This window comes from Variovorax beijingensis (assembly GCF_007828835.1).
GTDB classification, from domain to species: domain Bacteria; phylum Pseudomonadota; class Gammaproteobacteria; order Burkholderiales; family Burkholderiaceae_C; genus Variovorax; species Variovorax beijingensis_A.
Genome location: NZ_VIVL01000014.1, coordinates 1 through 22,585 on the forward strand (window position 1 = coordinate 1; position 22,585 = coordinate 22,585).

17 protein-coding genes and 2 pseudogenes are annotated in these 22,585 nt (G+C 64.3%); 9 read left to right on the forward strand and 10 right to left on the reverse strand.

Features of this window, described 5'->3' with window-relative positions; all coding sequences use genetic code 11:
- Positions 1 to 411: 411 nt before the first annotated feature.
- The 8 genes from FB547_RS28550 to FB547_RS28585 form a co-directional block, all read right to left on the reverse strand.
- On the reverse strand, positions 412 to 1,614 hold the full coding sequence (locus tag FB547_RS28550; protein ID WP_145747009.1) for a porin: 1,203 nt from the start codon (positions 1,612 to 1,614) through the stop codon (positions 412 to 414).
- A 212-nt stretch (positions 1,615 to 1,826) separates the two neighbouring features.
- Positions 1,827 to 2,777, reverse strand: coding sequence for a Bug family tripartite tricarboxylate transporter substrate binding protein (locus FB547_RS28555; RefSeq protein ID WP_261380437.1), 951 nt, complete (start codon positions 2,775 to 2,777; stop codon positions 1,827 to 1,829).
- Between the two features lie 42 nt (positions 2,778 to 2,819).
- Positions 2,820 to 4,088, reverse strand: a complete 1,269-nt coding sequence (locus tag FB547_RS28560; protein WP_261380438.1) for a carboxylesterase/lipase family protein — start codon at positions 4,086 to 4,088, stop codon at positions 2,820 to 2,822.
- 167 nt (positions 4,089 to 4,255) lie between these two features.
- Positions 4,256 to 5,188: a LysR family transcriptional regulator gene (locus FB547_RS28565; RefSeq protein ID WP_145747010.1), complete on the reverse strand. Its 933-nt coding sequence runs from the start codon at positions 5,186 to 5,188 to the stop codon at positions 4,256 to 4,258.
- A gap of 272 nt (positions 5,189 to 5,460) precedes the next feature.
- Complete coding sequence (locus FB547_RS28570) at positions 5,461 to 5,874, reverse strand: hypothetical protein (RefSeq protein WP_145747011.1); 414 nt, start codon at positions 5,872 to 5,874, stop codon at positions 5,461 to 5,463.
- Positions 5,875 to 6,754: 880 nt separating this feature from the next.
- Complete coding sequence (locus tag FB547_RS28575; RefSeq protein WP_145747012.1) at positions 6,755 to 8,611, reverse strand: AMP-binding protein; 1,857 nt, start codon at positions 8,609 to 8,611, stop codon at positions 6,755 to 6,757.
- A gap of 11 nt (positions 8,612 to 8,622) precedes the next feature.
- Positions 8,623 to 9,528, reverse strand: coding sequence for an alpha/beta fold hydrolase (locus tag FB547_RS28580; protein WP_186454275.1), 906 nt, complete (start codon positions 9,526 to 9,528; stop codon positions 8,623 to 8,625).
- 1 nt (position 9,529) lies between these two features.
- On the reverse strand, positions 9,530 to 10,507 hold the full coding sequence (locus FB547_RS28585) for a Bug family tripartite tricarboxylate transporter substrate binding protein (protein ID WP_093299965.1): 978 nt from the start codon (positions 10,505 to 10,507) through the stop codon (positions 9,530 to 9,532).
- Positions 10,508 to 10,597: 90 nt separating this feature from the next.
- Here FB547_RS28585 and FB547_RS28590 point away from each other — a divergent pair, with 90 nt between their 5' ends.
- Positions 10,598 to 11,533: a LysR family transcriptional regulator gene (locus tag FB547_RS28590; RefSeq protein ID WP_093299966.1), complete on the forward strand. Its 936-nt coding sequence runs from the start codon at positions 10,598 to 10,600 to the stop codon at positions 11,531 to 11,533.
- Between the two features lie 179 nt (positions 11,534 to 11,712).
- Here FB547_RS28590 and FB547_RS28595 read toward each other — a convergent pair whose 3' ends face one another.
- Entirely contained in the window at positions 11,713 to 12,603 is an 891-nt protein-coding gene (locus FB547_RS28595) for a helix-turn-helix transcriptional regulator (RefSeq protein WP_143042901.1), read from the reverse strand.
- Between FB547_RS28595 and FB547_RS28600 the strand changes: the two genes are divergently transcribed.
- The 3 genes and pseudogenes from FB547_RS28600 to FB547_RS28610 all read left to right on the forward strand — a co-directional run.
- Entirely contained in the window at positions 12,596 to 13,642 is a 1,047-nt protein-coding gene (locus tag FB547_RS28600) for a phenylacetaldoxime dehydratase family protein (protein WP_145747014.1), read from the forward strand. The two genes, FB547_RS28595 and FB547_RS28600, sit on opposite strands and share 8 nt — an antisense overlap.
- A gap of 108 nt (positions 13,643 to 13,750) precedes the next feature.
- Positions 13,751 to 14,626, forward strand: a complete 876-nt coding sequence (locus tag FB547_RS28605; RefSeq protein WP_145747015.1) for an alpha/beta fold hydrolase — start codon at positions 13,751 to 13,753, stop codon at positions 14,624 to 14,626.
- A gap of 190 nt (positions 14,627 to 14,816) precedes the next feature.
- Positions 14,817 to 15,359, forward strand: a pseudogene (locus tag FB547_RS28610) (IS3 family transposase); the annotation flags it as partial.
- Between the two features lie 118 nt (positions 15,360 to 15,477).
- Here the strand turns inward: FB547_RS28610 and FB547_RS28615 are convergent.
- On the reverse strand, positions 15,478 to 15,819 hold the full coding sequence (locus tag FB547_RS28615; protein WP_261380439.1) for a flavin reductase family protein: 342 nt from the start codon (positions 15,817 to 15,819) through the stop codon (positions 15,478 to 15,480).
- Between FB547_RS28615 and FB547_RS33700 the strand changes: the two are divergent.
- The 5 genes and pseudogenes from FB547_RS33700 to FB547_RS28635 all read left to right on the forward strand — a co-directional run.
- A pseudogene (locus FB547_RS33700) lies at positions 15,814 to 16,245 on the forward strand (FAD-binding oxidoreductase); the annotation flags it as partial. The gene FB547_RS28615 and the pseudogene FB547_RS33700 sit on opposite strands and share 6 nt — an antisense overlap.
- Positions 16,246 to 16,329: 84 nt before the next feature.
- Complete coding sequence (locus tag FB547_RS28620; RefSeq protein WP_145747017.1) at positions 16,330 to 17,925, forward strand: phytoene desaturase family protein; 1,596 nt, start codon at positions 16,330 to 16,332, stop codon at positions 17,923 to 17,925.
- 49 nt (positions 17,926 to 17,974) lie between these two features.
- Positions 17,975 to 18,754: a cyclase family protein gene (locus tag FB547_RS28625; RefSeq protein WP_145747018.1), complete on the forward strand. Its 780-nt coding sequence runs from the start codon at positions 17,975 to 17,977 to the stop codon at positions 18,752 to 18,754.
- 31 nt (positions 18,755 to 18,785) lie between these two features.
- Positions 18,786 to 21,038 (forward strand): indolepyruvate ferredoxin oxidoreductase subunit alpha, encoded by a 2,253-nt coding sequence (locus tag FB547_RS28630; protein ID WP_145747019.1) that lies wholly within the window; start codon positions 18,786 to 18,788, stop codon positions 21,036 to 21,038.
- A complete protein-coding gene (locus tag FB547_RS28635) occupies positions 21,035 to 22,558 on the forward strand; it encodes an indolepyruvate oxidoreductase subunit beta family protein (protein ID WP_145747020.1) in 1,524 nt (507 codons plus the stop codon). Before FB547_RS28630 ends, FB547_RS28635 begins: the two co-directional genes overlap by 4 nt.
- Positions 22,559 to 22,585: the final 27 nt, after the last annotated feature.

Consider the following 22,585-nt stretch of genomic DNA (forward strand, 5'->3'; position numbering starts at 1 on the left):
GCTAAAAAGCTCTCGACGACCTTGAGCTTGAACTCCGCTTCGTACTTCTTCATGAAACCCCTTGAAGTTCGTCCAACTTCTGGGGTCAGTTCAGAGCCGGGGCGATTCAGATTGCCTCACATTCACATCAGATATTGAGCGACCCTTGGAATGACGCTCATCCACCGGACAGTAGGTCACTGACATTTTCGAGAACCTCGGGCTAAAACGCCAGCTCAGCACCTGGCTGCTGCATGTCGAGCACGAACGCGACTCCCGGGACACTACCGGCGTCCGGCTCGAGTATGTCTTGCAAGTTTGCATCGCGCTTGGGGCAACTAGGCTTGCCGTACGTCGCGTAAGCAATCCGGAATTTCTGCCGTGCTCAACTTGTTCGGCTGGGACGGTGCGCCGATGCGAGCGACGTCACCATCAGAATGCATGCCGAATGCCCAAGTCATAGCCCCTCGAGAGTCGCGGAGTGAAGACAGCGTTGCTGATGAAGGCCGCACCACCTACGGTGAGAGCGGCACCATTCCTGTTGCTCACGCGTGCAATCGTTGCATAAAGCGCCGTACGCTTCGAAAGGTTGTACACATAGCCCAGTGAGAGCTTGCTTGCCTTCGGATCATCGAGCAGGGTGAAAGGCAGGTTGCGGTCGTAGTGGACGCGCGAATAGGACGCGCGAACTAGGCCTGCGCCGATGGGCACGGTCACACCGAGCAGGTAACCTCCCAAATCGATACCGCTGGTTGCGGCCATCGGGGTGACTGCGAAGTTGCGCGAGCTCTTGGAGTGCGACAGTTCTCCAAAAAGCTTGACCGGCCCAAAGTCGTAGGACGCCCCGAGGTTCATGGTCTTCACAGAATCGGTGGTGCCAAGATAGAACTGATCACCGCTCGTGCTGTTGCCATACGCCACTGCAACGTCCAACGCGCCGTCGGCATAGCCAAAGCGGCCGCCGACATACCTACCAGCACGCGTTGGGGCGGCAACGCCGAGTGCGTTTACCGGCGTGGATGTGCCCGGATCGTACTTGGTCTGCTCATGGAACGCATACTGCAGCTGGCCGTAGAAACCACTTAGATTCGGTGGCAGGAAGTAGCCGATCGAGTTGCTGGCACGCAGAACGTTGGGGTTCCCAGCGACGCCACCCGTGCCGCCAGTGACATTGAAATTGTTGGCGGAGTGGATCAAATTGGTGCCGACACCATTGGCGCCGAACGGATCGAACACGGCGTTGCTCCAGAACGTCGGCGTGTAGTCGCGACCAAGACGGATTTCACCGAAACCACCTGACAGGCTTACCGTTGAGCGCCGCGTGAAGCTCGAAACGCCGGTGGCACCATCGTCATTTGTCATCGGCGCTTCGAACCAGAAGCTAGCTGCCAGGCCTCCGCCGAGGTCTTCCGTGCCGCGGAAGCCCAGACGGCTCGGGTTGTAGCCGGAATTGGAGAGCGCAGTACGGCTGAGTTTGACGCTGCCTTGATGGAGCAGCACCGCGCGTTCGTCATTCGAACGATTTGAATAGCCACTGACTGACGCATCAACCACGCCGAAAAGCGTGACGGACGACTGAGCCAATGCGATGCCACAACCGGTCAAAGTGATCAGCGCGAACAGAGGTTTTTTCATTGCAGATTTCTCTAAGGTTACTTATCGCTCTTTGGGCCAAGGTCTCACCGCAGTTGGAGTCAATAGAGGCGGCGAGAGGATCGAACGGTTCCGTTGATGCGACCGTGGCGTGCGCATGCAAGGGATCGCAGGTGCGCCCTCGCTATCGTGGTCACTGCCAGTGAGCGGCACGCCTGTTTGCGGACTTCCGCAAACAGCAAGCCCGGCAAGTGCTATTGCAGCCTGATGCCTAGCTTTTTCACCAGAGGTTCCATGTCCCGTCGGTCGTTCAAGATCGTGGCGGCAAGCTCTTCTGCACTGCTGCCCACCGGGGTCATGCCCAGAGACTCCATCTGCGCCTTCAGCGCAGGATCTTTGAGAAGAGTCGCAACTGCCTGCTGGATCTGTGCGATGCGGTCTGCGGGTGTGCCGGCCGGCGCCATCAACCCGATCCATGGCTGGGCGGAGTAGCCCTTCAGACCCAGCTCCTCGAGAGTAGGTGTCTGCGGCAACCCGGGGAATCGCTCCTTGCTCGTGACCGCGAGTGGCCGTAGGCGCCCGCCGTCGATCAGACCCTTGGCGCTGGACGGCGCATCCAGCGCCACGTCCAAGATGCCGCCGATCAGGTCACTCTGCGTTTTGCCGGAGGACGGCGAAGGGACATACAGCGCCTTGATGCCTGCCTGTCGTGCAGTCTGCTCCCACACGAGATGGAACGCCGTGCCAATCGACATGGAGCCCACGCTCAAGTCGCGCTTTGCGCTTTCCCGCACGAAGTCCTGCCAAGTCTTGAGAGGACTAGCCCGATCAACGACGAAGACGAAAGGCGTGCGCGCGACAAGTGAAACCGGCTTCAGATCACGCACGGGATCGTATGGCAGCCTTTCCACTGCAAATGGAACGATGGTGAGAGCAGACGCAACCACCATGCCCAGCGTGTAGCCGTCAGGCTTGGCCTTGACCAATGCGCCTGTACTCACGATACCCGACCCGCCTGGCTTATTCTCAACCACGACTGGCTGCCCCCACGACGCGCTGAGTCGATGGGCCAAGACGCGCACCATGACATCCACTGGCCCGCCGGCCGGATTTGCCACAATGATTTTTACCGGCTCCTCCGGGAACCCTGCCATGGCGACGGCGGACATGAGCATCAAGGATGCCGCAACGATCTTTTTGATCAAGATGTTCCCTTTCGGAGCTGAGTTACAGGACGCACCTAGCGTTTAATCGAAGGCCCTGATCCGCGGCGAGGCATCCCATCCAGGCGAACCGCCTCGAATGAAAGCGATCCAGGCCGCTTGAATCTCCCGCATCAGGCGCTGCGCGTCTTGCGGACGAAGGCCATGCAACATCGGGGCATCGCGAAATCGATCGAGCGTGCCGAAAACGAAAGGCAGTTCGATGCAATGGCATGCCCCGAACGCGTCAGAGGGAGCGTGGTCGAACTTGAAGACCCACGCACCGCGCCCCTGTGCAGCTGCGTCCTGTGCCCATTGGCGCGAAGGTGCGCCAAAGATCTCATCGCCGACGCGCCGACCGGCTTCGTCCATCGGCGCGTCGGGGAAGGCCTTCATCTCGTCTCCCGTATAGCCGATGAGGACATCGGCGCGGCCTGCGGCGGCCTGCAGCTCGGACTGCATGTCCTGAGGGAGAACTTCCCCATCGCTGACCAGAGCGAAGAGGCTGCGATGGTCGCCTTCCGCAATCAAGGCCTCGACAACCTCTGGAGCCTGCTGCGCGCGCAAGAGTGCTTCCCACGGTAGCGTGCGTGCTTCGTCGAGATCCCTGGCGCCTGCCGCTTGAAGCAGGATCCGTCCCAATCGATGGGCCTGTTCGACGCTGCGGAATCCACGTCCCAACGAAGCGCTTTGCATGATTGCGCGATTGAAGCGCGGCCTTCTGGCCAAGAGACATGCAATCGATGCGGCACCCGCAGACTGCCCCATGACCGTGATCTTGCGCGGATCGCCGCCAAAACTCTCGATGTGCTCTACAACCCAATCGATGGCAGCCTCTTGATCCAGCAGCCCCACGTTGGCAACCATGCCCGGAACGAAAAGCCAGCCCAGTGCGGCCAGGCGATAGTTCGGCGAGACCATCACGATGTCGCCCTGCACGGCGAGCTGCGCCCCGGAGTACCACTCGAGTGCTGCGCCGCCGCTTTGCCACGCGCCGCCATGAAGCCAGACGACCACGGGGCGTCGACCGCCATCAGCTGCTGGGGTCCAGACGGTCAGGTGCAAGCAGTCTTCGGACTGCGCAGCGTCGAAGTCGCCCATGGCGCCGCGCAGACGTGAGGGCAGTTGCGGCGCCACGGGACCAGGTCGTGTGGCGTCCAGACAGCCTGTCCACTGCGCAGCCACCGGAGCACGCCAGCGCAGGTCGTCAACAGGCGCCTGCGCATACGGAATCGCGCTGAACCGGCAGACGCCATGTTCCCGAGTTCCGATCACCTTGCCATTGCGAACAATGGCTTGCACGTCTTCGCCCACTTTGGATGCCCCTCGTCGTGACATGCGGAACGTGGACACGGTCCGCCATGCCGGGCAATGGTAGGCATGCGTGAGTACTTTTGGTCATGCGGCTTCCGAGCATCGCCATGCGCGACACTCATGCCTGCGATCACAGGCTCAGAACAGCGCGATCGATCAGACGCGCTCTACGCCGCCTGTCCTTCCTTGACGACCCTGGCGAGAGCGGCGATGAAGGCGCGGACCTGGCGCGTGCTCGACCTGTCTCTGCGCCAGATCGCCGCCAATGGGAATGTCGCAAGTTGCAGGTCGACAGGGAGAACGCATAGCGCGCCGCGCGCCTGCAAAGCTGCAGCAACGCCTCCGGGGAGCATCCACACATAGTTCCCCTCGCCGCTGGACAACATCGCCATTCCAAACTCCAGTGACAGGGCACCAATCATGGCGGGAGGCGCCAAGCTGTGCCGTCTCCACATGTCGTCCAGTTCTCTGCGTATCCGGCCGCCCGGCAGGGCTGTCAACCACGGATAGCGTGCGCAGTCTGCCAACTTCGGGTCAGTCGAAGCAGCCAGCGGATGCCCGATGGAACAGGTCAGGACGACGCTATCGTCCAGCAGGGAAATGGAGCGGTAGATCAACGGATCCAGGCTGGCGGTGTAGCGACTGATCAACACGTCGAGCGAGCCCGAGTCCAAGTCTTCGATCAGTCGCTCGTGAGTACCCATCTGTATCGTGAGTGCGACTTGTGGATGGGCCCCGCGAAATCCTCGAACGGCGTCGGCGAGCGGCCAGCCGCTGAACATCGCAAAACATCCCACAGTGAGACTGCCCAGTTCCCCTCGGGCGACTGCAGCCAAATCCGCCTCCGCCTTGCCGAAATCGCTCAGCAGGATGCTGGCGTGTCGGCACATGGCCAGACCGAGGGGCGTGCAAACCATGCCTTTGGCGGAGCGCTCGAACAAGCGACCGTCCACGCACTCCTCGATCTCCGCTATCGCGCGAGAGAGGCCCGATTGCGTCATGTGCAGCTGGGAAGCGGCCTTGGACAGGCTGCCTTGATCCGCAACCATCAAGACGATCTCGAGATGGCGGATCCGTAGTTTTCCTCGAAAGGGCGTCATAGTTTCCGCAAAAGGCGGTGCGCATTGCTGGAGGTCTGGTTGGGAGAGTACGCAGGACGGGTTCCGGTCTGGGGTTCCCAGGCTATTCCGACGGACTATCTCTGACGGCAGGTCGTCATGCTGCGCAAATCGGAGGCGCTGGAACTTCCGCTGTAGGGCTGCGCCCAAATTCCGATTCTGTTCGGATTTTGCCGTCTTGCGGCTACCAGCTTCATGAACGAATTTCTGAAAGCGTATTCGTCAAGCAGGCGCCTGAATTCTCCCGTTGGGTGTCATCTGGCGGTGAGGCCATAACCTTGTACTTCTTCGTCCTGCCACGATTGGTTCGGTTTCTTGCCTATGAGCTGCTGTTGGACGCCACCACTGCCGTTCACCTTAACAACAAGGCGAATGCGCTCGCAGCTGCCGAACAGCGGCTCGGGGGTGATGATGAGGGTGCCATCGGCCTTCTCCACCTGAGCGGTCCTGAAGCTCTTGTAGCAACTTGGCGCGGTATTCCCACGGATACGGAATTCGTAGCTCCCGTCCTTGCTTTGATTGAGCTCGGCGATGTTCTTCCCGCTTGTCGGGCGCTGCGTTCCGCTAGCCGGGCTGACGCCGCTCAGCTGGTAGTCCCATTCCTGGTCAGCCGCGAGCGCAGCGGGGGAAACGAGGGCGAATGCGAGAGTGAGCGCAGAGATTTTCATTGAGTTTTCTCCTCTTGTTGACCAATTTGACCCGGAACTAGGTGCCGTACGGTCCCTCTGAACGATAGCGGCAGTTCGAGCGACCGCCGGCAGACTCCGTCTATCCATCAGAGGGCACCCTCAAAGAGGCGGCATCGAGTCGCGACCACCGGCGGAAAAGACGACCGTATCGGTTTAGCTAGGGGCACGTCTCGGACGGCGGGTTATGGCCGACTCTAGCCGGATGCGTCGCCGTCGTGGAAGGGCCCGACATTGCCCTGTGGCTGCGTAGACCGCAATCTGCCACTACTTCTGAGTGGCCTTGGACTCCGCCTCCGAAGCCACAGTCGTCGCCCTGTCTAGGTCATCAGCTATGGCGGAATCCTTCCGCTGTCACGCATCAGTCTTAGGGCGGACAGGTGAGCACGATTGAGCGCCGCGTCCGCCGGCAAGACAACATCGGGCTGAACTTCGCGGCCCTCCCAATTTCCCTTGGTGATGGGGTTGACCGCGCGAGCAAACGGTACCCAAATCTGTAGGTGCTCATCGAGCCGGAATGGCTTCATAGGATGAGCTCGGCCGCCCGTGACCTCGCCTATGACTGTGGCGTCTTTCAACTGACGCCCAAGCAGCGACTCGAAATCCCTAACACTTCCCTTGCTAGAAGTAGGAAAACTTGCTCGTTAGCCTAGGCCCCACGGGACCGCATTTGACCGCGTGGTGAAGGACGGCGGTTTGCCTGACCTTCTGCCATGAGCTTCAGTAGCAACTCGACCTGATATACGAAGTCGGGGTGCGCGTACAAGGCACGCCTGGCCGCGTTCGAGTACGGGTGGCCGTTCCCCAGGAGGATACGCGGCCGATCATGCCGCGCTGGAAGACAACAGCAACGCGCTACGTTTTAGGAAGGCTTCATCAATGACCAGCTGAAGGTATGGGCTTTCAGAAACGTCTCGACCGCAATGCGCGCGGCCTCATCCGTTGTTGACAACTCAACGTCGACGTGCAGGCCCCGTTTGCCCGCGCTCGCCACATGGATCTGAAAGCTTGATCCCGGCGCGATCTGTGCAATCTGATCCGTCAATGCTCGCCGCGCTGCCTCTGCGCGTAGGGCCGGTTTGTAAATCTTGCCGACGGGTGTCATCGGGATCGAATCGACAACGTATATGGATTTCGGCCAAGCCGGTCTCTCGGCAATGCGCTCACGCGCATACGCTATCAACTCCGGGACATCGGCTTTCTGGCCTGGCTTGAGCGACACAAAAACAACCGGAAGCTCCCCCGCATATGCATCCGGCTGGCCGACGGCGGCAGCAAGAGACACCGCGGGGTGCGCCACACATGCGTTCTCGATCATGCCTGGATCGATGTTATGACCACTGCGGATGATCAGGTCCTTGCTTCGTCCGGCCACAAAAAGCTTGCCGTTCTCGCCGAAGTACGCCAGATCACCAGTGTTCAGGCCACCTTCGATGAAAACCCCCTCGTTCTGGGCGGGATCCAGGTAGCCGGAAGAAACATGGGCGCCTTCAACAAAGAGCACGCCGATCTCGTCAGCATCGCAGTCGGCCCCCAGCGCACCGTCACTGAGAAGCTTGCGAACGCGCAACCGGGTGTGCGGCAGCCGGAAGCCGACCGAACCAGCAGTCGAGGCATCGCCGACGGGATCGACCGCAGTGACTCCGCCTGTCTCCGTCATCCCCAAGACCTCATGCAGGCAAGCCCCGGTCACTTGCTGGAATCGTTCGGTCACACTCTGCGGGCACGAGGCGGCACCTGTGAGGCCCCATTGAATCGAAGAGATGTCGGCATCCACCGCGGTGTTGAGAAGAGCGCCCATGGCCGTGGGCACTGCCGCAAGGGCGGTCACTTTGCAGCGCTCGACGATCCTCCATATACCGGAGATCATGTCGGGGTTTCGGAACCCTAGGCCCGACATTACAACGATCTGCGCACCGGCCAGGAAAGGAGCGAGGCTGCTCGCGACCGTGCCGCCGACGTGAAACAGCGGCATTCCATTCGTGAGGCGTTGTCCCGGGCCCAGATGGAGCATGGCAGCAGCACCGGCTGCGGCCGCCAGCTGATTCTTGCTCGCATGAGCAACCAGCTTCGGCGTTCCGGTTGTTCCGCCCGTGTGGAAGTAGGCGACGGTGTCCAAAGACGACCGCGCGGCATCGAAGTGCGTTGCCTCGCTGCCGCTGTATCGCACAACTTCATGTTCGTATTCGATCGCCGAAGGCGGCAAGGGGCCTTGACCGATCGCGATGACACGAATGCCCGGGACGCCCTGCCTGACAGCCTCGGTCCGTCTCGCAATTTCCGGATCGTCTGTTTTCGGAACGACAAACAGCTTGCACCCCGCCGACTTGACCAACTCGACGATTTCGGTCGGCAGCAGGAACGGATTCAGCGGCACCGCATACCCAGCAGATTCGGCGCCCCACAGCAAGAAATGCGTTTCAATGGATGCGGGAAGCATGTAGGCAACTCCACACCCGCGGCCCCCCATATCCCCCAAGAAATTGGCGGTCCTTGTGATGCCTTCGAATAGCTGCTTGTAGCTGATCGATATGTCGGGACCCGCGGACGATCGGACGAAGGTGACTGCGGTGGTGGGACCGAAAGCGGACGAGCTGCGCTGGAATGCCGCATAGATGGAGCCGCAAAGGAGGCTCTCCCACAGGACGCGCTTGCTTTGGTCGCGCTCGAACTGAGCGATGCCGCCCGCGCTGGTAAGGGGCGTTGCAAAAAGGCTCATCTTGTCTCCTCTCACGGGATTGCCCGCGGCAGTGATTCGATCTCGCGCTGGAGAAACTGCAGGGCGATCGCATTGAATTCCTTCGGGTTGTCCCGATGCACGCCGTGTCCAGCTCCATGGACCCGGCTGGCGCGCGCTTGCGGCATTGCAGCGCAGACGTTGCGAAACACCGCGTCATGGATCGGCTGCGTTCGCTCGCCGACGACGAGCAACGTTGGGGGCGCAATTTCCCGCAGCTGTTGCGGCGATAGAAATGGAAACGGATCGGTCGACAGCATCAACGCCCGCATGGCTTTGGCATTCTCGAAGCGGCGCTGCAAAGCGCCTGCGGTGTTCGCGGAGCTGGCTTCTCCGCCGTTGATCGCATCGGTCATCGTGCGGACGGCTTCCTCGTCGTTGCCCCGTTGAAGGGCATGCGCCGCGGCCTGAGTTTTACGCTCGAACTCGGCGCGCAGGACTTTCCCCTCGTGGCTGAAGTCGGCATACCTCATCATCGGTGGCTCGGTGGCGACGATCGCCAGGGCACGCCTGGGATGGTGCACGGCGAAAGCGAGAGCCGTGAATGCCCCGTAGGACGTTCCGATCAAGATCGCCGCGGGGATGCCGAGTGCATCGAGAAGGCCGGCGAGGTCGGCAGCATCGACCAGCGCCGAATGATCTGGCGAAGCGAACTCGTTGGCATTCGGAAAGCTATAGCGTCGGCTGTAGGAAAGGCATCGGTAGCCCTGCGCCAGGAACGCATCCCATTGGGGTTGCCAGGACCGCCAGTCTCCAAGGAGCCCATGAATGAAGACGAGAGGCAGACCGTTTCCCTGCTCCACGTAGCACAGCTCGATCCCGTTTCGCAGCCTTGCGGTCCGCGTGGGCAGGTCGTGAAAATTCAGCGCCTTGTGGTCATCTGTTTGAACCGAGGTCAATCTATTTCTCCCTGCCATCGATCAGTTGCCGATAGCGGACTTGCTCTTCACTGATGAACTTGTGGAAGTCCGCCGGCGTGGACGGCTCGAAAGTGATGCTTCCGAGCTGGGCGTGCGCTTGCCTGAAGTCAGCCGAGCGCATCATTTCGTTGATCGTTCTGTTCAGCTTCTCGACCACCTCCGCGGGAAGCTTGGGCGGCCCCACGATGCCTGCCCACATGATGGCCCCGACGTCCTTGACATGCCGAGACTCGTTGACGGTGGGCAGATCAGGGGCGTTGATGTCGCGCTGCGCACTCAGGACGCCAAGGGACTTGAGTTTTCCTTGCCGGATGTACTGCAATACGGATGGCAACGCGATTGCCCCGAGGTCGAGCTGGCCGCCCATCAGATCAACTGTCATGGGCGCCCCCCCTTTGTAGGGAACCTCGACGAACTTGATGCCGGCTTTCTGTTGAAAAATCAGCGCCGCCAGTGTCTGGAAGGTGGCGCTTCCCGTGGAGCCCATGCTCACCTTCTCGGGATTGGCTTTCGCGTAGGCAATCAGTTCGTCAGTCGTGTTGGCGGGAAAGCTTGGCTTGGCAACGAGCACGGCGGTCCCGCCGAGCATCTTCGCGATCGGGGCAAAGTCGCTGCCCTCGTATTTCGCGTCTTTGACGATCATCGGGGCCAGAACCATGTCGCTGACGTTCCCGAGCATCAGCGTGTAGCCGTCGGCGGGCGCGCGCAGCGCCTTTTTGGCGCCTATCGTTCCAGAGGCGCCGCCGACGTTTTCGATTACGACTTGCTGCCCCAGGCGTTTGCCCAGATCCTGGGCGATGAGGCGCCCGGCGGTATCGACTGCCGCGCCTGGAGGGTAAGGGACGATCAGCGTGATTGGTTTTGCCGGATACGGCTCGGAGGCCTGGCAGACGCCGACAGCCGCCCACAGACCGGCCATCAGCAGAACGAAGCGAATACCGAAGGGAATTGATCTCATGCGTGTCTCCTGGTTTCAGCGCGAGTCTAGGTTGGCAGGAATTAACAACAAATAGAATGAATGGGGTAACGATAAATATCTTTTATACCTATGCTGCCGAGCGTCCTCCTGAATCGCCTCTTGTCGCGCAGCCGCTTCCGGCATCTGCAAATGCTCGTGAAGCTGGCGGAACTGGGCAGCCTTCGGCGGACGGCCGAGGACCTGGGCCTCACGCAGCCCGCGGTGACACACCTTCTCAAGGACCTTGAAGAGCTGCTGGACACACAGCTCTTCTACCGGCACGCGCGCGGTGTCCGCCCCACGCCCATGGGCGCGGCACTTCTTCCATCGGCGCGGCGCATCCTGGACAATCTGGCGCACGGCGCCGAAATGGTGGCGGCGCGGCATGGCGAGGCGCAGGGCGCGGTAAGGGTCGCCTCCATCACTGGCGGCATTTCGGGCTTGCTGGTGCGCGCGCTTCCCGCGTTCAACGCCGTGCGTCCGGACATCGTGGTGCAGGTTGCCGAGGTTGACGTGGAACAACTGGGCTTGGCGGTGGCGCATCGGGATGCCGACCTGGTGCTGTGCCGCCAGCCGTCCATCCTCCCTGAGGGCTGGACCTTCAGCTGGCTGTTCGACGACAGCTTCGTGGTGGTTTGCGGATCCCATCATCCGCTGGCCGGGCGCCGCAGCATCCGATTCGACGAACTTCAATCGCAGCTCTGGTTGCCCTTGCCGATTTCGACGGCGGCTCAGGCCTTGTTTGGAGACCTGACGCGCAGCTGGGATCCGCCCGCAAGGACCTGCAGGATCATCACACGGGCCGCATCACTGAGCTGGTCGCTGCTTCAGCAAACCGATATGGTCTCGCTTGTGCCCCACAGCGTCGTCAGGCAGCTGGTGGAAGCGGGGCACTACAAAATTCTCCATCTGGATACTGTCTATCCGTTTGGCTCGCTCGGAGTGATGCGCCTGGAGGACGAGTCCGGCAGCGCTGCGCTGCAACTGGCCGACTTCTTGGCGAAATATGCCGCTGCTTCGCCATGACTGACATGTGCTTTTGGCTGACTGAACCCGTCAGTGCCATGCCGGGTCACCTCATCGTCGTGAGAGATGCGCTCCATCTTGAAACCCCAGAGCCTCCTTTCTGTTGATCAATCGGACCGCCCCGGAAGTTTCAGTCTGGAAGGCTCAAATGCGTCCAAGCTGGCCGTTCGCTGCCAATCTCATCCGCTTTCGGCCGGACGAACCAAGTGCTGCGCCAGACACGCCGCGAGCTGAGTCCGGTTGACCGCTCCGAAGCGCGCGCGCAAGCGTTCAACATGCTCCTTGGCCGTCGGCTCAGAGATGCCAAGTTGACGCGCGATCACCTTGTTCGTCGCACCATCGAGGACGAGCCATCCGACGTCTCTCGCGCGCCCCTCCAGCCTCATCAGAGGGCCGCCCGGGTTGGCAAGTGCGCAATCCGAGGCCGCCGACGCAAGTCGCACGTCAACGTCCAACGCATGCGACAAGGCTCGGCATACCCTCTCGAATGCTGCGAGATCGCCGGCGCCAAACGGACGGTCATCGCGATGCCGCACCACGTTCAGGGTCCCGACAATCCGTCCACCGCCATGCAGCGGCCCCTGCATCGAGTCGCCAAATCCCCATCGCTTGAGATGCCCGGCAATCGCGGCCGTGCCCCAGTCAACAGGTGCGATAGCACACCGCGCGCTTGCGGCGCGACCGCTTCTGCGCACGAGTCGCAACACCGGGTCCACTCGCCTCAAACCGTGCTCGTATTCCTCCACGAACCCGGCTGCGGCCCCCTTGGCATGGACAACTTGCGGGCACGTGCCGCCTCCATCGAACAGGAAGAAGCCCGCCGCAGCGGCACCGAACAAGCGCCGCCCCAAGTCCACCGCAGTGGCAGCGAGGAGCTCGCGGTCAACAGCTGTCGTGATCTCCAGGACCGCATCAGCCAACACAAAGTCAGGGTCTAACGCGGAAAGGTCGTCCCACCTGCGCGCTCGTGTGCAGCTCCCCATCCCTCCATTTGGAGGGATGAATTTGCTTGATCCATCCGCTATTGTTTGCGCCATCGGACAGTAGAAAGGTTGAGCTTCGGTGAACAAGTCAGCGACTCAGGGCGATCGCGCCGCAAGCCTGCGACCCGCAGGCCACGTCAATCACTATGCTACGTGGGAAGTCGCGACGCCTGCGCACCGCACACATTATGTCCGTTGCCTCGTCGGCGTGGAATCGAGCGGGGCTGATGCCAGCGCCTTGCTCGAGCGTGTGATCAACACGTTTGCTGGCGCGGTGGGTCCGGCCAGCCTCGGGCGCGGCATCGCGACGGGCCCCGGCGGCGAAAGATCCGACATCTTCTATGCCTACTGGAATTCGCCTGCGCACTACGCTGCGTGGCTCACGACGCCGCAGGTCGCCTCGCTCTGGGCTGCCGATGCGCTTCTTGAGGGGCCGCTAGGCCTGTGGCGAGAGTCCATGGTCATTCCTGTCGAGCGCAACGAAACCAACTATTCGAACGACGCAGCCTACGATGGCATGGCGCAGATCGACAAGCAGATGCGCAAGACCGACGTGCACGGCTACTGGGGCTCCGCTCGCGAGCGCATTCCCGCAAGCGCCCACGACACGATGCCGTCCGCCGCGCCCGATTTCATGCGGCGACCGCCGGCAGCCACGGAAACGCGGGGCCGGCGCGTCCGGATCACCCTCCCCGGAAATACTTGCGTGATCCGTTCGTTCCAAGACTGGTCGCAGGCACAGGCAGCCGAAGTCGATTGGTATCTCGGCAACGTCGAGCCGGTCTTGCGCGTCGGTTTGGACTACCTCAACGACAACAGGACCGAGGCGAGGTGCTACGGCATGCGCTACATCCGTGAGTACGACATGAGCGGAGCCGTCGATCTGAATCGCACGAGCACGTTCGGCTACTTCGAGTCGTTGCAGACATTGGAGCGGTGGACGCACACACATCCCACGCATCTGAACATTTTCCAGGCCGCCATATCGATGGTCCAGCGCTTTCAGGGCGAGGTTGCGGTCAAGCTTGGACACGAGGTGTCCGTGCTGCCGGAAGGCATGCTGTCAGCCGAGTACATCAACTGCGCTCGATCCACGGGCTTCCTGCCATGGTCCCACGGGGACTAGATCCAAAGCCCCTGGCTTTCTCCGGCCAGAAGCGGCGCAAACCGGATAGCAATCCGACCTAGCTCCACCCCACAGTCTGTCTTCCAAGAACGATCGAAAGGACTCGTTGTGACCTCACAACCCGCAATCCAACCCGTCATGCCGCCTCCGCGGCAGAGCATCCGCGTCGCCGGCGCCAACGGGGTCTTTGTCACCGCGCAGGCCTGGGGACCCGCCGACGGGCCAGCGGTTCTGCTGATCCACGGCTTTCTCGGTGGAAGGTTTTCGTGGGCCCCGCTGATCCGAGGGCCGCTGGCTAGCCAGGCGAACCTCGTCACGGTGGAACTGCGTGGGCACGGCGCCTCCGACAAGCCCGCGGAACCATTGGCCTACGCCGACAGCAAGGTGTGGGCGGAAGATATCGCGGCGGTCACGTCGGCGCTGGGCCTTAAACACTTCATACTGGTCGCACACTCCTACGGCGGCGTCGTGGCGCTCGACTACCTTCGCCACATGGGAAGCTCGGCCGTGAAGAGCCTACTCCTCCTCGCAGCGGTCGCGGAGCCACCCGGGGTTGCCCAGGACTACGTCCAGCCGGACACGCTGCCCGCATTGCAAGCGTCCACCAGCCAAGACTTGTCGGAACGGGTGGCCGCGATTCGCTGTTTCGTTCAGGCGATCTCACGAAGCCCGCTTCCCGCGGACCTTCACGACGCGCTGATCGCACAAGGGGCCATCTCCACTCCGTTCATGCCGGCCGGTGCGTTTGCCCGAAGGCCGGTCAGCAACGTGGATGTTTTCGCGAAGCTCGATATGCCGGTGGTCTTTGCCTGTGGAAGCCACGAGAACGTTGTCACGCAGGCACTTGTGGAACATGTGCTGCGGGCTGTGCCGCACGCAACCAGCCGCACTCTGGACAACGTGGGCCATCTGCCGCAAATCGAGGCAGCCAACCAGGTCGCAGAATTGATTGCTGATCTGATCGCATCCGGTTCCAGCCAGTAGGGCAAGTCACCGCTCCATCGATGATCGTCATTCCGGGCCACGACGCTCGCCGAAGCCATTGCGGCGCAGCGCAGGCGGCGCCAGGTACTCCAAGGAGAGCTCGATCTACCATGACCAGGAATGCGCCTTGCAAGCGCGTTATGGGATGCGCGATCGCACCGAAGCGACGAGCCAGCGGTTGATGTGGCGCGAGATCCGCCCGGCACCGGAGAACCTGCTGAACCGCGACTTTAGCGCCGCGGCGCCGAGCCAGAAGTGGTTCATCGACATCTCCAACTGCCCGCTGGCAAGGTCTACCTCTCGCCCATAGTCGATTGCTTCGATGGATGGTGGTGAGCTGGTCCATCGGCACACGACCCGATGCAGAGCTCGTCAACACGATGCTGGACGCAGCAATCGCTTCATTGGGAAGCACAGACGCACGACCTGTTGTTCACTCCGCCGCGGCGCCCACTACCGTTGGCCAGGATGGCTGTCACGCATCGCCCAGGCCAAGCTGGTACGTTCGATGTCACGCAAGGGCTACTCGCCAGACAATGCGGCCTGTGAAGGCTTCTTTGGACGACTGAAGACGGAGTGGTTCTACGCCCGCGACTGGCAGGCCACGACCATGGAGCAGTTCACTCAGGCCTTGGACGCTTACATCCGCTGGTACAACGAGCAACGCATCAAGATCTCGCTGGGCGCCCGCAGCCCCGTCGAGTACCGCAGGGCCCTTGGGATCGCTACATAACCAGTCCAAGATTCACGCCGCATCCCCAAATGAGCGCACACCTCCAAGCGGGTCTGCGATTGAGGTCAGATGCTTCCTGCAGCCTGCGCATCAGGCAAGGACGGCCTTCGTCGGGCTATTACGCTGCAAGTGCGTCAGCTTGCACTCCAGAGACACGGGGGCCTTGCCGCACGCGCGGCGCGGCCACGTATTGCGAGGCCAGCGTGTCCAGGCCCGTGAAGCCGAGTTCGTCCTCGGTCGACGCCAGCTCGGCGCAGGACAGGTTTAGCTGCTCCGCGAGCGCGCGGGTGGCCAAGTTGACCACGAACTCGCCGCTGTCCCGCACGTTGCAAATGGTGTCCTTCCAGCCCACGCTGGAGAAGGCCACGATCGGCGGCTTGTAGTTGAAGACGTTGAAGAAACTGTAGGGCGCGAGGTTGATGTGCCCCACAGCCGAGCGCGTGGAGATCCAGCCGATCACAACTGCGTGCTCGCGGGCCGCTTCGCGCCCACCGTCCGCAAGCCCGTCGCCACCTTGCCCTCGGGAGGCGCAGGTGTCCGGCATGGGCGACGCGGTCTGAGTGAACGACCCGATCACGGGCCAGGGCTCCAACAACGCCCTCAAGGCCTTCAAGGTGGTGCACGACAGCATCGTGGCGCGCGGCAACGGCGCCTTCGACGCCGCCTGGATGAACGCCACCTTCGAGCGCTACTGGGACTACGCGAGCACGTGGTGAACTGGACCAACAGCCTGCTCACGCCGCCGCATCACATCCTGAATCTGCTGGGCGCGGCCGGACAGATCCCCACGACCAACAACTTCAACAACCCGCCGGACTTTTCCCCCTGGTGGACCGACCCCGCCGCTTACGAGCGCTTCGTCGATCAGCACGCCGCGCTGGCCTGAGCGGGCGGGCGGATTCTCGGATTTCGGATGGTGCGGCGCGGGATTCGGATAGCCGACCTCGACCCGCCACCGCAAGATCCCCCCATGCAAAATCCCCGTTCCCGAACCGACGATGTCTTGCTCGTCGGCAGCGGCATCAACTCCCTGGTCTGTGCCGCGCTGCTCGCGCGCGCCGGCCGCCGCGTTCGCGTGCTGGAGCGCGAAACCGTACTTGGCGGCTGCATCCGCACCGACGAGCTGACCCTGCCGGGCCTGCGCCACGACACCTTGTCCACGGCCCACCCGATGTTCCTGGTGGGGCCCGCCTACGCCGCGCTGGGCAAGGCCTTGCACGCGGCCGGCCTGCAGTACTGCAACACCGATTCGCCCACCGGCGTGCTCACGCCCGATGGCCGCCACCTGGTGCTCGCGCGGTCGCGCGAACGCAACGTGCAGCGCTTTGCGGCCCTGCGCCCGGGCGACGGCGCGGCCTATGCCGCCGCGCTCGACGAGGTGGGCGCGCAGGCCCCGCTGCTGTTTTCGCTGCTGGGCAACGAACTCTGGCGCCTGGGCACCGCGAAGACCCTAGCCGGCGCGGCCTGGAAACAAGGCCCGCACGCGCTCGCGGGCTTCTTTGGCGAAGCGCTCACGCCCGCGCGGCCTTGGCTCGAACAGCGGTTCCAGAGCGATCTGGTGGGTGCACTGCTCGCGCCCTGGGTGTTGCACTGCGGCCTGGGGCCCGACGCGCCGCTGTCGGCGCTGATGGCACAGGTCGTGGCCTTCACGCTCGAGGCCGTGGGCATGCCCATGGTGCAGGGCGGCAACGCCAACACCGTGCGCGCCTTCGAGACGCTGATCCGCGAGGCCGGCGGCGAACTGGAAATCGGCTGCGACGTGGCCCGCGTGCTGGTGGAGAACGGCAAGGCAGTGGGCGTGCGCCTGGTGGACGGTCGCGAGTACCGCGCCAAGGACGTGGTCTGCAACGTCACGCCCACCCAGCTCTACCAGCGCCTGCTCGACCCCACGCAAGTGCCCGCCCCGCTCGCTACGCAAGCGCGCCAGTGGCGCTACGGCAAGGGCAACATGCAGATCCACCTGGCGCTGTCCAAAGCGCCGCGCTGGCCCGACGCCTCGCTCGACAGCGTGGGCTACCTGCACCTCACGAGCGGCGCCGACGCGATTTCGCGCGCGGTCAACGAGGCCGAGCGTGGCCTGCTGCCCGCCGAGCCCACGATCTGCGTGGCCCAGCCCACGGCGCTGGACCCGAGCCGCGCGCCCGCGGGCAAGCACATCCTGTGGGTCCAGCTGCCCGAATGCCCGCGCGAGCCCGTGGGCGATGCGGCCGGCCTGATCGAGGTGCCCGCGGGCCGCCGCTGGACGCCCGCGCTGCGCGAAGCCTATGCCGACCGCATCATCGAGCGCCTGGCTCGCCAGATCCCCAACCTCAAGGCGAGCCTGCTCGCGCGCGCCGTGATCTCGCCCACCGACCTCGAGGCGATGAACATGAACCTGGTGGGCGGCGACCCCTACGGCGGCGACTGCGGCCTGGACCAGTACTTCCTCTGGCGCCCAATGCGCGGCACGCGCAACCACGCAACGCACCTGGACCACCTCTGGCACATCGGCGCCTCGACCCACCCCGGTCCCGGCCTGGGCGGCGGCTCTGGCTTCCTGCTCGCGCAATCGCTGGGCGCCGCCTGAACTCCTTGCCCACAAAAGCTTTTTTCCAACGACACTGCAGGAGACCTCAATGGCCGATTCGCTCACCCAATTCGCACAGGACATCGCCAACGGCGCCGTGCGCGTCGTCGACCTCACCCACGCCCTGTCCGACCAGTTCCCCGCGCTGCAATTGCCGCCGCAGTTCGGCCAGGTCTGGGCCTTCAAGTCCGAGCGCATCTCGCAGTACGACGACGCCGGCCCGGGCTGGTACTGGAACAACTTCTCGTGCGGAGAACACACGGGCACGCACTTCGACGCGCCCATCCATTGGGTCAGCGGCAAGGATCATGCGCAGAACACGGTTGACACCATCGACCCGCGCCAGTTCATCGGCCCGGCCGTGGTGGTGGACGCGAGCGCCGAGGTGGCGAAGAACGACGACTGGCTGCTCACGGTGGACTTCCTCAAGGCCTGGGAGCAACAGCACGGTCGCATCCCCGCAGGGGCGTGGCTGCTGTTCCGCACCGGCTGGGCGAAACGCATCCACCGGCCCGAGGCCTACGTGAACATGCGCGAAGACGGCGCCCACACGCCCGGCCCCACGCAGGAGGCGGTGGAATGGCTCATCAAGGAGCGCGACGTGCGCGGCTTCGGCGTCGAGACCATCAACACCGACGCCGGCCAGGCCTTCGCCTGGCCCGTGCCCTACCCCTGCCACACCTTCATGCACGGCGCCAACAAGTACGGCCTGCAGTGCCTGCAGAACCTCGACCAGCTGCCGCCCACGGGCGCGGTGATTTTCGCCGCGCCGCTCAAGATCCAGGGCGGCTCGGGCAGCCCGCTGCGCGTGCTCGCGCTCGTGAAGTAAGCCCTTCTTTCAGACCGCTTTCGACGATCCCATGGCCGAGCGCTCATTTGCCCGGGAAGTGCAGCAACTGCGCGTTCCCGCTGGCACCGATTTCCGCGGCGAGGGCATCCTCGCCGTCACCAAGGCCTTGCTCGAATCGGGCGTGAGCTACGTCACTGGCTACCAGGGCTCGCCGATCTCGCACCTCATGGACGTGCTGGCCGATGCTCAGCCCATCCTCAACGAACTCGGCGTGTACTTCGAGCCCGCCGCGAGCGAAGCGGCCGCCGCCGCGGCGCTCTCGGCCTCGGTGAACTACCCCGTGCGCGGGGCCGTCACCTGGAAGAGCACGGTGGGCACCAACGTGGCCTCGGACGCCCTGGCGAACCTGGCCTCCGGCGGTGTCACGGGCGGCGCGCTGATCATCGTGGGTGAGGACTACGGCGAGGGCTCATCCATCATGCAGGAGCGCACCCACGCGTTCGCGATGAAGTCGCAGATGTGGCTGCTCGACCCCAAGCCCAACCTTCCCGCGATCGTGCAGGCGGTGCACGACGGCTTCGCGCTGTCCGAAGCCACCAACACGCCCGTGATGCTGGAGCTGCGCATCCGCTCCTGCCACCTGCACGGCAGCTTCACCACGCGCGAGAACCGCCGGCCCGCCTTCACGCTCAAGCAGGCGCTGGAGAACCCCACGCGCGATGTGAACCGCATCGTGCTGCCACCCGCCTCCTTCCTGCACGAGAAAGAGAAGCTGGAGCAGCGCTGGCCCGCGGCCGTGAAGTTCATCCAGGAACACCAGCTCAATGAATTCGTCGAGGGCGACCTCGACCACATCGGCGTCATCACGCTCGGTGGCATGAGCAACAACGTGCTGCGCGCGCTCAAGAACCTCGAGCAGGCCGACCTGTTCGGCAACACGCGCGTGCCGCTCTACGTCCTCAACGTGGCCTACCCGCTTGTGGAAGAAGAGGTGATCCGCTTCTGCCAGGACAAGCGCGCGGTGCTGATGGTGGAAGAAGGCCAGCCCGACTACCTCGAGCAGAACCTGCACACCATCCTGCGCCGCCACGGCCTGGACACGGCCGTGCACGGCAAGGACCTGCTGCCCCTGGGCGGCGACTACGCCGTGGCCGTGCTGCAGAAGGGCCTGCGCGGCTTCCTGGAGCGCCACCACCCGGCGGCCTTCGCCAAGCCCGTGGCGCTCGCGATGCCGACGGCGCGCGCGGCCACGGCCGCCACCGAGGCCATCGCCACGGCCACCGCAAGCGCCACCATCCTGGCACCGAGCGCGTCACCAACCCCCGCGATCGCCCTCGCCACCCTGCTGCCGCCCCGCCCGCCCGGCCTCTGCGTGGGCTGCCCCGAGCGGCCCATCTTCTCCTCGCTCAAGTTGGTCGAGCGCGAGCTCGGCATGCACCATGTGTCGGCCGACATCGGCTGCCACCTGTTCTCGATCATGCCGCCCTTCAACCTGGGCGCCACCACCATGGGCTACGGCCTGGGTGGTTCGAGCGCCTCTGCCTTCGCGGCGGGCGCGCAGCTGGGGGCGTCCAAGCGCGCGATCGCCTTCATGGGCGACGGCGGCTTCTGGCACAACGGCCTGACCTCGGGCATCGCGAACGCTGTGTTCAACAAGCAGGACAACGTGTTCGTGATCGTGGACAACAACTACTCGGCGGCCACGGGCGGGCAGGACATCCCGTCCTCGCGCGCGCTCAACCCCCACCGCAGCACCCAGCACCCCATCGAGCGCGCGGTGCGCGGCGTGGGCGTGGACTGGGTGCGCACGCTCACGCACACCTACGACATCAACGGCATGCGCGCCGCGCTCAAGGAAGCGTTGAGCACCAACACGCCCGGCCCCAAGGTGGTGATCGCGCAGAGCGAGTGCATGCTCAATCGCCAGCGCCGCGAGAAGCCCGCCAAGGCCAAGGCCATCAAGGGCGGCGAGCGGGTGCTCAAGGAACGTTTCGGTGTCGACGCCGCTGTGTGCTCGGGCGACCACGCCTGCATGCGCGTCTCGGGCTGCCCCAGCCTCACGCTCGCGCCCAGCGGCGACGCGCTCAAGCCCGACCCCGTGGCCAGCGTGGACGAGCACTGCGTGGCCTGCGGCCACTGCGGCGAAGTCGCCGACGCCGCCGTGCTCTGCCCCTCGTTCTACAAGGCTACCAAGGTGCACAACCCGGGCCGCTTCGAACGCTGGCGCGACCGCATCCGCCGATCCACCGTGGGCTGGTTGCAGGCGCGCCAGTGGCGGGCGCGCAGCGAGCGCGCGCTGTTCCCGCTGGAGGCGCTGAAATGAGCCGGCTCAACCCCTTGCAACCGCGTTGCATCCACCTCGCCATCCTGGCTCTGGGCGGCCAGGGCGGCGGTGTGCTGGTCGACTGGATCGTGGACCTGGCCGAACACGCGGGCTGGACCGCGCAGTCCACCTCGGTGGCCGGCGTGGCGCAGCGCACCGGCGCCACCATTTACTACATCGAACTCATCGAGCCCACGCCCGGCCTGCGGCCCGTGATGGCGCAGATGGCCGTGCCCGGCGACGTCGACGTACTGATCGCCGCCGAGCTCATGGAAGCCGGGCGCGCGGTGCAGCGCGGCTTCGTCACGCCCGACCGCACCACCGTGATCACCAGCAACCACCGCACCTTCTCGGTGGAAGAGAAAATGGTGCCGGGCAACGGCGTGGCCGACAGCGAAGCGGTGCTGGCCATCTTGCGCCAGCAGTCGCGCCAGCTTGTGATCGACGACATGCAGGCCTTGGCCGTGAGCCAGGGCAGCGTGATCTCGGCCAGCCTGTTCGGCGCGCTTGCGGGCAGCGGCGCCCTGCCCTTTTCGCAGGCCGAGTTCGAGGCCGTGGTGGAGCGCAGTGGCGTGGGCGTGACGCCCAGCCTGGCGGCGCTGCGCGCCGCGGTGGGCGTGGCGCAGCGCGCCGAGCCGCCGCCGCCCCCGGCCGACCCGATGCTCACCGCCGCGCGGCCCCTGCCAGAACGCGCCGTGGCCGCCGGCCTGCAGCCGCTGCTCGACCGCATCCGCCGCAACTTCCCCGAGCCGGCTTGGAACTGGCTGGGCGAAGGCATCGCGCGCGTGGTGGATTACCAGGACGCGGCCTATGGCCACGAGTACCTCGACCGCGTAGGGCATGTGCTGGCCAGCGCAGGCGAGCGCCAGGCCGAGGCCGCCGTCGAGGCCGCGCGCTGGATCGCGGTGGCCATGAGCTACGACGACGTGATCCGGGTGGCCGATCTCAAGACCCGCGGCGAGCGCGCAGCCCGCCTGCGCCGCGAGGTGGGCGCCCAGGCCACGGACGTGGTGGGCAGCGAGGAGTACTTCCACCCGCGGCTCGAAGAAATCATGGGCCTGCTGCCGCGTGGCCTAGCCGACTGGCTCGACGCCTGGCCGCGGCTCAAGGCCCGGCTGGGCCTGATGCTGGACCGCGGCCGCCGCATCCAGACCCACACGCTGCGCGGCCACCTGCAGCTGCGCTTCATGGCCGGCCTGCGCGGCCGGCGCCGCGGCAACCGCCGCCACGCCGAGGAGACCGCGCACATTGAGGCCTGGCTCGTCGAGGTGCAGCGCTTGCTGTCGCAGGACGCGGTGCTCGCGATCGAGCTGCTGCGCTGCCGCCGCCTCGTGAAGGGCTACAGCGACACCCATGCGCGCGGCAGCAGCCGCTTCGATCGCCTGCAGCGCGCGGCGCGCGAACTCGCGGGCCGGCCCGACGCGGGCGCCGCGCTCGGCCGCCTGCGCGAGGCCGCGCTCAAGGACTCGGAAGGCCGCGCCCTGGCCGCCCAGTTGCATACCCTGGGCCTGAGCGCATGAGCGCCGGCCTGCCGTTCCACGCTTCCC